Here is a 13,797-nt window from a genome sequence, read left to right on the forward strand (position 1 = left end):
TGAATCGATTTAAATGCGAGAGAGACGTCGCCACTTTTTATAACCCCTGTGCCGGAGGGGGTTCTCCGGCCGACCAACCGCCAACACACGCGGATCGATGCCCTGTACCGAATCCGCCGCGCCTTATGGAAAGCTCGCCGCAAGCGTATGCAACCGCCGCCGCGCAAAATCGGCGTGGCGTCTCTTTTCGTTCGGCATGGCGTCTCATTTCAAACGCCGTGGTGCAGTCCGCGGCTATTTGCGCAGGAGACGTGAAGGCTTCGCCACGGGAGCGATCGAGGCCAGCGCGGGTCCTCACCACCTTCGGGCGATCAGCCCTGCTCGCTCGTCCTGGCGTCGCTGGGCGTGACGCCGAAGCGACTGCGAAACGTCCGCAGCAATTGATTGCCGCTGGAGAAACCAAGGCTGTAGGCGATCTCGGTGATCGAACGCGAACTTCGCGCCGGCTGGGTCAGCTCCCGATAGGCTGCATCCAGTCGGATGTTGCGCAGCACCTTCGCTACACCGCCATCGCTGGCAAAAGCGCGATAGAGATGCGCGCGCGACACCTTGAAATGGTGGCAGAGAAATTCCGGCGACAATTCGAGCAACTGGACGTTGCGCGTGATGAATTCGACGATCCGCTGGCGCAGGCCCGCGCCCAGCACGGAAGCATCGAGCGCAGCGTCGTTTGTGCGGTGGTCCTTCAGTGCCGCCGCGAGCAGGGTGATGATCGCTTCCTGCGCCGCCATCGCCTGCATGTCCGGCAACGGCGCCACCAGGGAACACAACGCGATCAACAAGGAGCCGATCACCGGCGTCATCGCCGCATTCGCCTTCAGCACGACACCGTGCAGCTGGCGCACACCGACGGCACTCTCCAGCACGGGACGCGACATCGCGATCGATACCGCTTCGACCGGAGATGGACAAAGCTGCATCGGATCGACGATGCAGATATCCCCGACATCCGCGCACATCGCGCCACTGGCAATGTCGCCCTGCGGCGATCCTGCCGTCAGCAGTTGCAGCACATAGTGATCGGCCTCGCTCTGCGCCTCGGCGGAAGGGCTTGGACGACGGATTGCGGTGACGTCCTTCAACAACCGGACCCTGCCGCGCGGCTGCACGGCCACTTCCACGCGAGCATCGCAATTTCTCGCGACAGGTGCTGTCTGCCACACCGGCCGCGTCAATTCCTGCGGCAGATCGTCCTGCACGTCCGCCGCGATATGTGCGGCGGAATGGCGAACATCATCAGCCATCCCCAACGCCCCCTGTCGGCTCTCGATGGCACCACGTCTTTTCATCTCGCACAGCAGCGAGATGCAAATTCCGCGGGATGCTAGCACAGGGGATTTACTCGCCGGATGGCACGAAAGTCATGGTTTCGCGCGCAACAAAATCACTGGCGTGAGGCAGGCTAAGCGAGAGCGGGCTGCCGGTGCGGCAAGAGAAATCGTTCGATCTGCCCGATGAACTCGTCCGGCGATTCGACGTTCATGAGATGCCCGCCCGCGACGATCTTCAGCACGGATCCGTGGATGCCATGGGCCAGTTCTTCTGCACCGGCCAATGGCGCGAGACAATCTTCGTCGCCGCTGATGATCAGGGTGGGGGCGCGAATGGCGCCGAGGCGCGCGCGCCCATCGAATGCAAGCAGTGCGGCAAGCAGGCTCAGCCAATCGTCGCGCGACTGCTCCTCGCCCTGTTCGTCCGGATACGCCAGATACGGCGCCGAGCGCGAGTCGTCCAGGAACGCCACGGAGAACAGCCAGGGCAATACCAGCTCATAGAGTTGCCTGGCGGACAACCCGTCGCGATACACCGAACCGATCGCCTGGAGAAAAAGCCGCGCCTGCGGATTGACGACCGCAAAGGTCGCCGCCAGCACAAGACGGTCGATCCGCTGCGGCGACGCGACCGCAAGCGCCTGGGCAACGACGCCGCCCATGGAGAATCCAATTACATGGGTGGACGAAATCCCGGCCTCGTCGAGCATGGACTCGATGTCGCGTGCCAGATCCTCGATGGAGAACGCCTCGACCGTACCCGGCGACAATCCGGAACCGCGCAGATCGACCGCGAGCACCCGGAAGTGCCTGGCGAGCGCAGCTTGCTCGACTCCCCAGAACTGCGCGTCCCCGCCAAGGCCATGGATAAGCACCACGGCCGGCGCATCATCCGGGCCCTCTTCGAGCCAATGCATCCCTGTTCGGGACCTGTATGACGTTGGCACGACGGTTCCTCACCGAAATCAGTCGACCATCATGCGGCAGCAGCCCGTGCAGCCCAATCCCCGGCAGCGAGTAGACGCCCAGACGCCCGTCGGCAAGGGCCTACCCGCCGTTGTTGCCTTGCACCGCGTTAATGCGACTGGTTATCATTTGCGAAAATGACGCTTGTATCACCCCTGCCAGCCGACGCCACCAGGTCAAGCCTCGTCGCCACGTCTCACTATGTAGGGGTTTGCCATGCATCATTGCTGCCGCCCGCGGCTGCGCGTCCGTCCGCTGTTCCTCGCCCTTCTCGCCGCCATGCCACTGCTGGCGCAGGCGCAAACGACGCCGGATGGCGACGACGGCACGGCCAGGAAAAAGACCACCACGCTCGACGCGGTCAACGTGAAGGGCCAACAGCTGCCTGCGTATACGGTGGACCAGAATTCGGCGGCCACGCGCCTGCCGCTCACCCTGCAGGACACGCCGCAGTCGATCAGCGTGATCACTTCGCAGCGCATGACCGATCAAGACCTCACCTCGGTGCGCGCCGTGCTCGACAACACCACCGGTGTGCAGTCCACCGCATACGACACCGAGCGCGTGATCTTCTGGTCGCGCGGTTTCCTGATCGAGAACATGGCGTACGACGGCGTGCCGGTGGCGTCGAGTCTCAATGCGCAGTCCGCCGACGGCTCGCTGGACACCTCGGTCTACGACCGCATCGAAGTGATCCGCGGCGCTACCGGCCTGCTGAGCGGCGCGGGCAGCCCGTCGGCGATGATCAACTTCGTGCGCAAACACGCCGATAGCCCCACGCCACAAGCCGACGTGACGCTGAGCTACGGTTCGTGGAATACCAGGCGCATCACGGTGGATGGTTCCACGCCGCTGAATGCATCGGGCACTGTGCGCGCCCGCCTGGTGGCCACGCACGAGGATGGCGACTCGTATCTCGATCGCTATCACAACAGGAAGAACGTGCTCTATGGCGTCGTCGACGCCGACCTCGGCGAGCACACCGTGCTCAGCGTGGGCTACGACTACCAGAAGACCAAGCCGACCGGCGTCACCTGGGGTTCGTTCCCCGCGTTCTACGACGACGGCACGCTGATCCACTGGCCGCGCAGCTTCAGCAGTGCGGCCAACTGGACGTACTGGAACAACACCACGCAGACGGCCTTCGTGCAGCTCAAGCACGACTTCGACAACGGCTGGCAGCTGCACGCCGAGGCCAGCCATCGGCAGACGGATGCCGATTCGGCGTTGTTCTACGTCTACGGTTTCCCCAACCGGGAAACCGGCGAGGGCGTCACGCCGTATGCGTACAAGAGTTTCCAGCGCGGTCGCCAGAACATGGTGGATCTGTATGCCACCGGACCGTTCCAGGCATTCGACCGCGAGCACGAGCTGGTGGTCGGCATCAACGGTTCGAGCTATTCCAACGATTACTTCGACTATCCCAGCGGCGACCTGCCCGACCCGGGCAACTTCCTGCAGTGGACCGGCAACTATCCGTATCCCCCGTTCGCGTCGCAGTCGGCATTCGTTTCCGATACGCGCATTCGCCAGCAGGGTGCGTACGCGGCGGCACGCCTGTCGCTGGCCGATCCGCTGAAGTTGATCGTGGGTGCGCGTTACAGCAGCTGGAAGAACGACACCGACGATGCCGTGCTGGGCGTCTACCACGAGTCGCAATCGAAGACGCTGCCGTATGCCGGCCTGATCTACGACATCACCTCAAACTATTCGGCGTTCGCCAGCTACACCAAGATCTTCGATCCGCAGACCAACCGCTATCAGGATGGCAGCTATCTCGATCCGATGATCGGCAGCAGCCGCGAGCTCGGCATCAAAGGCCGCCATTTCGACGGCGCGCTGAATACCTCGCTGACCTTGTTCGACACGCGCATGAGCAACGTGGCCGAAGCCATTCCCGGCGGCTATCTGCCGGACGGCATCACGCAGGCCTACACCTCGTTCAATGGCACGCAGTCGCGCGGCTACGAACTCGAAGCGTCGGGCAAGTTCAGCGACCACTGGAACGGCACCATCGGCTGGTCGCACTTCAACATCAAGGCGCCGGGCGAAGGCGCCATCCACACCGCGCTGCCACGGGTGCTGGTCCGCGCCTTCACCACCTACGAGCTGGGCGGCAGCCTGAGCGGGCTGACCGTCGGCGGCGGCATCAACTGGCAGGACGCGAGCAAGGCGCCGGTGGATGGTCCCAACGGCACGCAGTACGTGAATCAATCTTCCGTGCTTTTGCTCGGTGCGATGGCGCGCTATGCGTTCAACGAGCATGCATCGCTGCAGGTCAACGGCGACAATCTGCTGAACCGCAAGTACTTCGTGCTGGACGACTACAGCAATCTGTACAACGCACCGCCGGCGAACTTCATGCTCAGCTTCAACTACAAGTTCTTCTGATGCGTGAACCTCCGGCGGCGCCGCTTGCCGCCGGATCAGGTCCCACAACGAAAACGGGCCGCCCTGAGGCAGCCCGCTTTTCATGCAATCCGATTCGAACGGCGCTTACTTGTCGGGCGATCCGCCCACGGAGGCAACCTTCTGCCCCGCCGCCGTTGCCACCTTCGTGCTGCGCGCGGTGGTAGCCGGACAAGTCGCGCCCTTTTTCTTCTTCGAGCAGGTCGCCGCACTGGCAACCGTGTCCGCCTTCGCGCCGCGACGGTGATGGCGACGCGAAGCCGGCGTGGCATCGGCCACGGCGGTGGCCTTGGCGGCGACGCCACCCTTCACGCGACGACCCTTCGCACCCGCCACGGCTGCCGGGGCTTCACCGGCCTGGGCGATCAAGGCGGCAGGCGTTTCCTGGTTCTCGAAACCATCGTCCAGCAGGCGAGCCATCAGACGGTCGCGCATGCCGGCGGTGCGCCCACCCATCACCACGGAGAACAGGCGACGCCCATCCTTCACCGCGGTCGAAGCCAGGTTGAAGCCCGAGACGTTGGTGAAGCCGGTCTTCAGACCGTCCATCCCCGGGTACTTGTCCATCAGGTTGTTGTGGCCGCGCACGAGACGGCCGCGGAACATGAAGTCCTTGGTCGCGAACAAGTGCGAGTACTGCGGGAAGTCGTGATACAGCGCCATGGCCAGCTTGCTCATGTCGCGGGCCGTGGTGGTGTCGTCCGGATCGGGCAGGCCCGAGGCGTTGGCGAAGCGCGTGTTGCTCATGCCCAGCAGTTGGGCCTGCGCGTTCATCATCTCGACGAAGTGGCCCTCGGAACCGCCCAGGCCTTCGGCGACCACGGTGGCGGCATCGTTGGCCGACTTGGTGATCATGCCGAGGATGCAATCTTCGACCGTGATGGTCTGGCCGTTGCGCAGGTCGAGCTTGGTCGGCGCCTTGGCGGCGGCCCACGAGGACACAGGCAGTTCCTGGTCCATCTTCAACGTGCCGTTCTGGATCGCCTGGAAGGCGAGGTACATGGTCATCATCTTGGCCAGCGAGGCCGGATGATTCGGCTCGTCGGCATTCACTGCCGTAATCACCTGGCCGTCGGTTTCATTGATGACGATGGCGGCATAGCCCGCCTGGGCCACGCTCGCGAAACTGCCGGCAACGACTACCAGCAACGCCAGTAGAGCTTGGCGCCAGGATGCTGCCCTGGCCAGCGTGTTGGACTTGATAGCCACCCCAGTTCCTCGCTTCAACCGGCGTTACAAACCCTGAACCGCAGCACCGTCGCCACGGGTCAAGACAATACTTGAATTAGGTCACATAAGTCCATGTTTCCATGGACGATAAAACGATGACAGCATCCCGGCTGAGTCGTAACGTAGATTTCACCGTGAAGGCGATGTCTACGCGTCAAGGGAGTGTGCCCGCAAAAAGCGTATGGCGAAAGGACTATTTGCGTGTAGGCGCCACATTTTTTCGTTAAAAAACAATTACTCCGCCAGACGCCTGCCTCATCGACCGGGAGCACCCCTTCTCCTCCGGCCTTTCCTCATCGGCCGATAGGCGCCGGTATTGAGCGGCAAAGCGAACGATTGCTGCAGCGCATCGCTTAAAATGGCCGGATGTCCCTGATACAACTCCAGCGCGTCGACTTCAGCATCGGCGGCCCCCTCCTGCTCGAACACGTCGACCTCTCCATCGAGGCGAACGAGCGCGTGTGCATCGTCGGTCGCAACGGCGAAGGCAAATCCACCCTGATGAAGCTGATCGCCGGCGAGTTGAAAGCCGACGATGGCGAAGTACGTGTGCAGAACGGCATCGTCGTTGCGCGCATGGCGCAGGAGGTGCCGCAAGACACCGCCGGCAGTGTGTTCGACGTGGTCGCGCAAGGCCTTGGCGATCTCGGCCGGCTGCTCGCCCGCTACCACCACCTGCTCGCCGAAGGCGACATGGATGCGCTGGGCGATGTGCAGACGCAGATCGAAGCGCAGCACGGCTGGGATCTCGACCGACGCGTCACCGACGTGTTGACGCGCCTGGAGCTTCCCGGCGACACCGATTTCGCCGCGCTCTCCGGCGGCATGAAGCGCCGCGTGTTGCTGGCCCAGGCGCTGGTGCGAAAGCCCGACGTGCTGCTGCTCGACGAGCCCACCAACCATCTCGACATCGAAGCCATCGGCTGGCTCGAAGCGTTCCTGCGCCAGTTCGAAGGCAGCATCATCTTCATCACCCATGACCGCAGTTTTCTGCGTGCACTGGCCACGCGCATCGTCGAGATCGATCGCGGCCAGCTCACCGACTGGCCCGGCGACTACGACAACTACCTGCGCCGCCGCGAAGAACGCCTGCACGCCGAAGCGCAGGCGAACTCGCACTTCGACAAGAAGCTGGCGCAGGAAGAAGTATGGATACGCCAGGGCATCAAGGCGCGCCGCACGCGCAACGAAGGCCGCGTGCGCGCCTTGAAGGCGTTGCGCGTGGAGCGTTCGCAGCGTCGCGAACTTTCGGGCAACGTCAAGATGACGATGGCCCATGCGCAGGCGTCGGGCAAGAAGGTGATCGACCTGGAGCACGTGCACCAGAGTTACGGCGGTCGCGTGCTGATCGAGAACCTGAGCACCACCATCATGCGCGGCGACCGCGTGGGCATCATCGGTCCGAACGGTGCCGGCAAGAGCACGCTGCTGAAGATCATGCTGGGCGAACTCAAGCCTGACCGTGGCCACGCCACGCTGGGCACCGGCATCCAGATCGCCTACTTCGACCAGCACCGCGTGCAGCTCAACGATCAGCTCAATGCGCTGGACAACGTGGCCGAAGGGCGTGAATTCATCGAGCTCAACGGCTCGCGCAAGCACATCATCGGTTATCTGCAGGACTTCCTGTTTTCGCCGGAACGTGCGCGCGCGCCGATCACTCGCCTGTCGGGCGGCGAACGCAATCGCCTGCTGCTTGCCAAGCTGTTCGCGCAGCCCTCCAACCTGCTGGTGATGGACGAACCCACCAACGACCTGGACGTGGAAACGCTGGAGCTGCTGGAAGAGTTGCTGACCCAATACCAGGGCACCTTGCTGCTGGTCTCGCATGACCGCGAATTCCTGGACAACGTCGTGTCGAGCACGCTGGTGCTCGAAGGCCACGGCAAGATCGGTGAATACGTGGGCGGTTACACCGACTGGCTGCGCCAGCGCCCGTCGCCATTGGCACCTTCGATCAAGAGTCTGGAAAGCAAGGCTCCCGTGGTCGCCCCCCCTGCCGCTGTGCCGGAAGCAAAGCGCAAGCTCAGCTACAAGGATGCGCGCGAGTTGGAGCAGTTGCCCGGGCGGATCGAGAAGCTGGAGGCGGATATCGCTGCGCGCAGCGAAGCGATGAACGATCCGGAGTTTTTCCGCCAGGACAATGCGGCGCTTACCAAGGCCAATGAGGCGTTGTCCAAGTTGCAGGCCGAGTTGGATACGGCTTACGCACGCTGGGCGGAGCTGGACGGCTGACGCGAAAGGCAGTCGCGCAGAGGGTGCGCTCCCACAACGAGCGCTCTTTTGTGGGAGCGCACCCTCTGCGCGACTGCCCCAGTCTCAACCCGTATTCTGCAGCCCCTGCGACACGCCATTCACGCACGCCACCAGCGCCGTGAGCAGGGCATCGTCGCTCTCGCCACCTTCGCGCCAGCGCTTGAGCAGATCCACCTGCAATAGGCTCATCGGATCGACGTAGGGATTGCGCAGGTCGATCGAGGTCGCCAGCCGTGGCGCATTCTGCAGCAGGCTGTCGTTGTGCTTGAGCTGCATCAGCCAATGACGCGTGCGCTCGAATTCCTCGCGAATCATGCTGAAGAACGGTTCGTGCAACGGACCGGCGAGTTGCGAGAACGCCTCGGCAATGCCCAGGTCGCTCTTGGCCAGCACCATCGACACGTCATCGAGCATGTTCGCGAAGAACGGCCAGTCATGCGCCATCTCCGACATCGCCTGCTCGCCGTATTCCGCCGCACCGAATTCCAGCGCCGACCCCAGCCCGTACCATCCCGGCAGGATCGAGCGGCACTGCGTCCACGCGAACACCCAGGGAATGGCACGCAGATCCTGCACGCCGCGCATGCTGCGACGGCGCGCGGGACGCGAACCCAGGGTCATGCGTTCGATCACGTCGATGGGCGTGGCGGAACGGAAGTAGTCGACGAAGCCTTCGCGATCCACGAAGGCCCGGTAATGTTCGCGGCTACGCGCCGCCAGGCGGCTCATGCGCTCGCGCCACTCCTCTTCGCGCGACTCGTGCGTGCGCGGCCGCAGCGATGCGCGCAGAACCGCGCCCACCATCTGTTCGAGGTTTCGCAACGCCAGTGCGCGAATGCCGTACTTGCGATGGATGACTTCGCCCTGCTCGGTCACACGCAGCACACCGGCCACCGAACCACGCGGGGAGGACATCAAGGCCGGTGTGATACGCGCACCGCCGCGGCTGGCGGAGCCACCGCGACCATGGAAGAAAGACAGTCGGATGTCGGCTTCCGCAGCGACTTCCAGCAACTCCACCTGCGCGCGTTGCAAACCCCAGCGCGAGGCGAGCGTGCCGCCATCCTTGCCACTATCGGAATAACCCAGCATCACCCACTGGCGATTGCCGCGCGAGGCCAGGTGATCGCGGTAGACGGGATCATCGAGCAGCGCGCGCAACGTGGCGGGCGCGTTCGTCAGGTCGTCCACCGTTTCGAACAACGGCGCCACGTCGAGCGGCACCCGGCCCTGCTCGGTGAGCCCGCCGTAACGCGCCAGCGCCAGCACCGCCAGCACGTCGGCGGCGGAACGCGCCATGCTGATGATGTAGAGGCCCAGCGAATCCGCGCCGTAGCGGCCGCGCGCTTCGCGCAACGTGGCGAATACGTCGTGCAGCGCCGTGGCAGTGGCATCGTCGCTGTTGGGCAGCGAGTCCTGTCCGCCGGCAAAACGGCGCAGCCGCTCGGCGCGCTGGTCCGGCGGGCGCGACGACCAGTCGTCGTCCTTCAACAGTTGCGCCAGCGCATCGTCGTGCACACGCGAATCCTGGCGTACGTCCAGGCGAGCCAGATGGAAGCCGAACGTGCGCACGCGCCAGATCAGACGGCGTACCGCATACGCACCCGCGTGCAGGCCGTGATGATCGATCAGGCTGATGGCGATCAGACGCAGGTCTTTCAGCAACTCGTCGGCGGAGGCATACCCTTCGGGATGATCGTCTTCGAGCGTGGCCTGCAGGCGCGCACCGATGATGGTCAACAGGCTGCGATACGGCATGTCGGCGTGGCGTGGCCGCACCTTGGCCGCCGCTTCGGGAAAGCGGACGCGGTAGTCGAACAGGCGATGGGCCAGATCGTTGCCCACGTCCACGCGGTCCTCGGTCTGGCTCAACAGGCGCGAAAGGCCGGCGATGTCCTCGATGTAATGTTCGAGCACATGGGCGCGCTGCGTCGACAGGCTGTTGGCGATGGTGGCGGCGCCGACGTTCGGATTGCCGTCCATGTCGCCGCCCACCCAGGTGGCGAAACTCAGCAGGCGCGGGATCGGCACGGCCACGCCATACACCGTCTGCAACGCATCGGCGAGCGACTCGTACAACGCCGGCACGATGCGATAGATGGGATTGGCCAGATAGAAGCCGACGTGATGGTGCTCGTCCTGCACGCTGGGACTCACCGACGAGGCTTCGGCGGTTTGCCAGCCCGAGCTGAGCGCCATGAAGATGCGGTCGTCGTCCTCCTTGCGTTCCTGCGGCGTACGCGTGGGATCGAAATTGTCGACCAGCGCGCGCACGATCGATTGTTCCTTTTCCAGCAGTGAGCGGCGCACGGCTTCGGTGGGATGCGCTGTGAAAACCGGTTCCACTTGTAACCGTTCCAGCCACTCGATCAGTTCGCCCGCTTCCACGCCCTGCGCCTTCAGGCGCGTCAGCACATCGAGCAGCGACTCCGGTTGCGGCGCGCCGCCCTCGCGCTGGTAATCGCGGCGGCGGCGAATGCGATGGATGCGTTCGGCGATGTTCACCGCCTGGAAGTAGGTGGCGAAGGCGCGAGCCAGCGATTCCGCCTGGTCGGTTTCCAGGCCAGTGAGCAGGCTGCCCAGCACGTCGAGCGGCGCATTTTCCACGCGGCGTTCGATGGCCGCTGTGCGGATGCGCTCTACTTCATCGAGAAATTCGGGGGAAATCTGCTCGGCCAGCATGGTGCCGACCAGCGTGCCGAGGCGGCGGACGTCTTCGCGCAGGGGCGCGTCGTGCGGAGAGAACTCAGGACTGCGGTGCTGGTTCATCGATGCCACGTGGCGGATGTCTGGACGTCCAAGACTACCCCAAGCGAGGCACATTTGTGCAATGCCACAAAATCGTTCAGCGACATAAAAAAAGCGGGACGACGATGCGCCCCGCTCTCTCCTGTTCGTTCGCAGCCGCTCAGTGCGCGGCTGCGGCCTTGCCCGCAGGCTTGGCCTGCTTCACGTACACGTCCAGCCAGTTGTTCATCTCGGCCAGCATCTGCATGATCGATTCGCGCGCCCGGTACGCATGCGCCTCGTTAGGCAACAACACCAGCCGCGCCGTGCCGCCCAGACCCTTGATGGCGGCGTACATGCGCTCGCTCTGGATCGGGAACGTGCCGGAGTTGTTGTCCTGCTCGCCGTGGATCATCAGCAACGCGTCCTTGATGTGGTCCGCGTAGTTGAACGGCGACATGGTGTTGTAGACCTCCGGTGCCTGCCAGTAGTTGCGCTCCTCCGACTGGAAGCCAAACGGCGTCAAGGTACGGTTGTAGGCGCCGCTGCGCGCGATGCCCGCCTTGAACAGGCGCGTATGCGCGAGCAGGTTGGCGGTCATGAACGCACCATAGGAGTGGCCGCCCACCGCGATGCGGTTGCGATCGGCCACGCCACGGCGCACCACTTCATCGACCGCGGCTTCCGCACTGGCCACCAGCTGCGGGATGTAGGTGTCGTTGGGTTCCTTGCTGCCTTCGCCCACGATCGGCACGGAGAAGTTGTCCAACACCGTGTAGCCCATGGTTAGGAAGGCCTGCGGGCCCCAATAGCTGATGCGGTTGAAGCGATACGGCGAGTCGGTGACCTGCCCCGCCGCATCCGCCGATTTGAACTCGGCCGGATAAGCCCACATCAGCATCGGGCGCGGGCCATCCTTCTTCGGATCGTAATGGGGCGGCAAGTAGAGCGTGCCGGTGAGTTCCACGCCATCCTTGCGCTTGTAACGGATCTGCTCCTTCTTCACGCCCACCAGTTGCGGCAGCGGATTGGGGAAATGGGTCAGCTCACGCAGCTTGCCGTTCGCGGCGAGATCGCGCACGTAGTAGTTGGTCGGCTCGGTGGGCGACTCGCGCGAGATCAGCGCACGCGTGCCTTCTGCGTCCAGCAGGATCTGCGGGTCTTCGTAGTACGGCGCCTGCGACTGGAACAATCGCGTGTTCGCGCCGGTCTGCAGGTTCACCCGGTCGATGAACGGACGATCGCCCTCGGGCGAGGCGCCTTCACCGAGGCGATAGATGCTCTGGCCATCGGCGGTGACGATCAGGCGCGATTCGCCGTGCTCATCGGGCATGGTCGCGGGCGTGCCTGGATTGCGATAGCGGTCTTCCGAGGAGCCCTCGCGCACCAGCGCGGGTGCCTGCGTCGGCTGATCGGGCGACACGCGCCATTCCTTCACGTGACGCGTCTTCCACCAGAACTCGTCGATCAGCGCCAGCTTGCCGTTGGCCCAATACGCGCCGGCGTAGCGGCCGCCGAGTTTCGCCAGCGTCACCGGCGCCTGCTCGAACGGCGCGGCCTGCGTCTGCACGAGGTCGCGAACATCCGCGGCTCGTGCGGGATCGCCGCCATCCTGTGCTTCCGCCCACACCAGCGTGGCCGGTGCATCGGCGCGCCAGGTGATGTCGCGCACGCCGGTGGGCACGGCATCGTTGCCGGTCGGCAGGCCTTCCACCAGCGGCAGATGGGCTATTTCCTTCACCAGCTTGCCGTCGCGATCGAGCACTTCGATGCGACGCGGGAAACTTTCCACGGGGACGAGATAGGAGAACGGACGCTCCACGCGTTCGCTCAGCAGATAGCGGCCATCGGGCGACGGGGCGATGCCAAGCGTCAAGGCGGGCGCGCCGAGCTTGGTGACCTTGCCATCCAGCGACACCAGTGCCGACTGCGAGCGCAGGTAGTACTCGAACAACTTCGCATCGTCTTCGTTGCGCAGCATGTCCTGATAGGTGCGGATGGCCTTCACGCCACCGCCAGCCGACGTCTGCTGCGTATCCGGGCCGGTCGGGATGATGCTGGCGACCGGTGCCGGACCCTGCCCTTCGGGCTGCAACTGCACCAGCAGCTGCGAACTGTCGGGCATCCAGCGATAACCGCGACCTGCCACGGTATTCAACGGCAGCGTGATCAGCCGGCGCGCCGAGCGGGCGGCGATGTCGACCACCCACAACTCGTTGCTGCCTTCGCGCGCATTGACCTGGTTGAAGGCGAGATAGCGCTGGTCGGGTGACCACGCCGAGGTGGCGATGGACAGCGGCTTGGGCAGACCCTGCAGGCGGATCTCCTTGCCGGTGGCCACATCCATCAGCCACAGGTCGCTGCCGAACACGAAGCGGCTCTGCGCATAAGTGCGTGGATTGATGCGCAGACCGGCGAGTTTCAGTTCCGGCTGCGCCACCACGTCGATGCCGGGCAGCGGCGGCGTCTGGGTGAGCGCCAGCAGGTCGCGATGCGGGCTGATCGACAGCTGCGGCGGCCGCGGCGCATCCACCAGCGCCTGCAACGGCGCGGGCGGCGCGAGATAGCCGGTGGCGGCGGGCGCCGGTGGCGGCGTATCCGCCAGCACCAGCGGTGAGGTGGCCAGCAACAAGCCGGCCAGCACGAAACGGCGCAACGACTTATCCATGCGAGGCGATCCCCTGTGTCATGACTCCTGCGACATTACCCTCTCGCCGGCCGGCGCCACTAGGCCATCGGTCATGGTTGGCCTGAACCCGATGGCCCTTCGGCGACGAAACCATCATCCGGGGACGCTATACTCATGCGTCCCGTCGAGGGGCGCTGCGACCGCGGCTCCGTGCACACCCAGCGTGTTCCACGAACCCGGCCAGGCTCGACGGATTTTCACTGTAACGGCGCCCGGACAACGATGCGGCTCTCAGCCGCAACACCCGGA

General features: G+C 64.3%; 6 protein-coding genes, 1 pseudogene and 1 riboswitch. Of the genes and pseudogenes, 2 read left to right on the forward strand and 5 right to left on the reverse strand.

Going from position 1 to position 13,797, the window contains the following annotated elements:
* Nucleotides 1-311: 311 nt before the first annotated feature.
* The gene (locus ACN9MB_RS18905; protein ID WP_426269894.1) at nt 312-1,244 is read right to left on the reverse strand and encodes a helix-turn-helix domain-containing protein; all 933 of its coding nucleotides are present in this window, start codon (nt 1,242-1,244) and stop codon (nt 312-314) included.
* A gap of 158 nt (nt 1,245-1,402) precedes the next feature.
* Nucleotides 1,403-2,188 carry an alpha/beta fold hydrolase gene (locus ACN9MB_RS18910; RefSeq protein ID WP_426269895.1) on the reverse strand — a complete coding sequence of 262 codons (786 nt, stop codon included), beginning with the start codon at nt 2,186-2,188 and terminating at the stop codon, nt 1,403-1,405.
* Between the two features lie 265 nt (nt 2,189-2,453).
* Between ACN9MB_RS18910 and ACN9MB_RS18915 the strand changes: the two genes are divergently transcribed.
* On the forward strand, nt 2,454-4,628 hold the full coding sequence (locus tag ACN9MB_RS18915) for a TonB-dependent siderophore receptor (protein WP_426269896.1): 2,175 nt from the start codon (nt 2,454-2,456) through the stop codon (nt 4,626-4,628).
* 105 nt (nt 4,629-4,733) lie between these two features.
* Here ACN9MB_RS18915 and ACN9MB_RS18920 read toward each other — a convergent pair whose 3' ends face one another.
* Complete coding sequence (locus ACN9MB_RS18920) at nt 4,734-5,855, reverse strand: D-alanyl-D-alanine carboxypeptidase family protein (RefSeq protein WP_426269897.1); 1,122 nt, start codon at nt 5,853-5,855, stop codon at nt 4,734-4,736.
* A gap of 387 nt (nt 5,856-6,242) precedes the next feature.
* Here ACN9MB_RS18920 and ACN9MB_RS18925 point away from each other — a divergent pair, with 387 nt between their 5' ends.
* Nucleotides 6,243-8,111, forward strand: coding sequence for an ATP-binding cassette domain-containing protein (locus ACN9MB_RS18925; RefSeq protein ID WP_426269898.1), 1,869 nt, complete (start codon nt 6,243-6,245; stop codon nt 8,109-8,111).
* A gap of 84 nt (nt 8,112-8,195) precedes the next feature.
* Here ACN9MB_RS18925 and ppc read toward each other — a convergent pair whose 3' ends face one another.
* Nucleotides 8,196-10,901 (reverse strand): phosphoenolpyruvate carboxylase, encoded by a 2,706-nt coding sequence (gene ppc, locus ACN9MB_RS18930; protein ID WP_426269899.1) that lies wholly within the window; start codon nt 10,899-10,901, stop codon nt 8,196-8,198.
* Between the two features lie 238 nt (nt 10,902-11,139).
* Nucleotides 11,140-13,527 (reverse strand): annotated as a pseudogene (locus ACN9MB_RS18935) (S9 family peptidase); the annotation flags it as partial.
* 141 nt (nt 13,528-13,668) lie between these two features.
* Nucleotides 13,669-13,769: riboswitch (S-adenosyl-L-homocysteine riboswitch) on the forward strand.
* The last annotated feature ends 28 nt before the right edge of the window (nt 13,770-13,797 follow it).

Source organism: Dyella kyungheensis, assembly GCF_049913195.1.
GTDB classification, from domain to species: Bacteria; Pseudomonadota; Gammaproteobacteria; order Xanthomonadales; family Rhodanobacteraceae; genus Dyella; species Dyella kyungheensis.